Source organism: Actinomadura rugatobispora (assembly GCF_042656285.1).
Lineage (GTDB): Bacteria > Actinomycetota > Actinomycetes > Streptosporangiales > Streptosporangiaceae > Spirillospora > Spirillospora rugatobispora.
In genome coordinates, this window is the sequence record NZ_JBHSON010000215.1 from 1 (window position 1) to 2184 (window position 2184).

The window sequence follows — 2184 nt, forward strand, 5'->3', positions numbered from 1 at the left end:
GTCGAGGATTCGGGCCAGTTCGGCGACGGTCGGGGCGCCGAACAGCTCGCGGATGCCGATCTCGACGTCCAGGACCGCACGGATCCGGACGATCAGCCGGATCGCCAGCAGCGAGTCCCCGCCGCGCTCGAAGAAGGAGTCCTGTACCCCCACCGTCTCCAGGCCGAGGACCTCGGCGAACAGGCCGCACAGGACCTCTTCGGTCGGTGTCGCCGGACCACGGCTCATCACCGGACCGGCGAAATCGGGAGCGGGCAGCGCCTCCCGGTCCAGCTTCCCGTTCACCGTGACAGGCAGTTCGTCCAGCACGACCACCGCGGCGGGGATCATGTAGTCCGGAAGGCGTTCCGCCGCGAAGTCGCGCAGCGCGCCCTCATCGCACCGGCCGTCGGCCGGGACGACGTAGGCGACCAGCCGCTTGACCTCCGGCCGGTCCTCGCGCGCGACCACCGCGACCTGGCCGACGGTCGGGTGACCGGCCAGCACCGCCTCGATCTCGCCGAGCTCGACCCGGAAACCGCGGATCTTCACCTGCTCGTCCGCACGACCGGCGAACACCAGCTCACCCGCCGGCGTCCAGCGCACACGGTCACCGGTCCGGTACATGCGCTCGCCACCACCGGTGAACGGGCACGCCACGAACCGTTCGGCGGTCAGCCCGGCCCACCCGACATATCCACGGGCCAGCGCCGGACCGGCGATGTAGAGCTCGCCGACGACGCCTGGTGGCACCGGGCGCAGGAGGTCGTCCAGCACGAACACCTGGGTGTTCCAGATCGGCCCGCCGATCGAGACGACCCCATCACCGTCCAGGGGCGGGCTCATCGTCGCGCAGACCGTCGACTCGCTCGGCCCGTAGGCGTTGAACATCCGCCGTCCGACCGACCATCGCTCCACCAGACCCGACGGGCACGCCTCGCCCGCGACCACGATCGTTCCTAGCGAGACCGGCAACTCCCCGACCGTCGCCAGCATCGACGGCGGCAACGTCACATGCGTGACCCCTGCCTCACCGACCAGCCCCTCCAGATCACTCTGCATCCGATCCGGATCCGCCAGCACCAGGGCAGAGCCGGTCAGCAGAGCCATGCACAGCTCCCAGAACGCCGCGTCGAACCCCAACGCCGCGAACTGCAGCACCCGCGAACCCTCACCCACCCCGAACCGCTCGACCTGCCAGTCCGCCAGACTCCCCACACCCGCATGCGTGACCACCACACCCTTGGGACGGCCGGTGGAGCCGGAGGTGTAGATGATGTACGCGGGGTGGTCGGGCCGGAGGGACGCCCGGCGGGGGGCGTCGGAGGGCGCCGCGGCCAGTGCCGACGCGGTCGCCGGGTCGTCCCAGACCAGACGTTCCCGGTCGCTCACCAGGTGCGCGGTCGCGCTGGTGCAGACCACCACGGCCGGACGGGCATCACCCAGCATGAAGCCGATCCGCTCCGGCGGATACTCCGGGTCGATCGGCATGTAAGCGGCACCGGCCTTGGCCACGCCCAAGACCACGACGGGCAGATCCTCGGACCGATCCACCAGCACGCCGACCACATCCTCAGGGCCCACGCCCCGAGCGATCAGCTCATGCGCAACCCCGTTGGCACGGGTATCCACCTCGGCATAGGTCAACTCCTCCGCGCCGAACACCACCGCCACCGCATCCGGGCAACGCGCCACCTGAGCCTCGAACAACTCCGCGAGCGTCCCCCGCCGCACCGACCGGGAGGTGTCGTTCCACCCCTCAAGCACCCGATACCGCTCATCGGCCGCCAGCACCTCCAGATCCCCGACACGAACCCGCGGATCCGCGGCCACCTGCTCCAGCACCCGCACCAACCGCTCCGCCAAGGCCTGCGCGGTGGCCTCATCGAACAGGTCCACGGCGTACTGGATGTCACCGTCCATCCCGGCCGGGACTCCGTACTCGTCGCGCGCCTCGGCGAACGTGATCGACAGGTCGAAGCGCGCCGAGACCATCTCGTTGGACTCCAGCCCTCGCACGCGCAGACCCGGCAGTTCCCAGGGCGACGACTGGTTCTGGGCGAGGTTCTGCAGGGTCAGGGTCACCTGGAACAGCGGGTGCCGTGCCAGCGAACGGGCGGGGTTGAGGTCCTCCACCAGCCGCTCGAACGGCAGATCCTGATGCGCGAAAGCCGCCAGATCGGCCTCCCGCACCCGCTCCAACAC

At 70.2% G+C, this 2184-nt stretch carries 1 protein-coding gene; it reads right to left on the minus strand.

What is annotated here, in order from left to right:
* On the minus strand, positions 1–2172 hold a 2172-nt coding region (locus tag ACFPZN_RS55880), incomplete at its 3' end, for a non-ribosomal peptide synthetase (protein WP_378293532.1).
* Positions 2173–2184 lie beyond the last annotated feature (12 nt).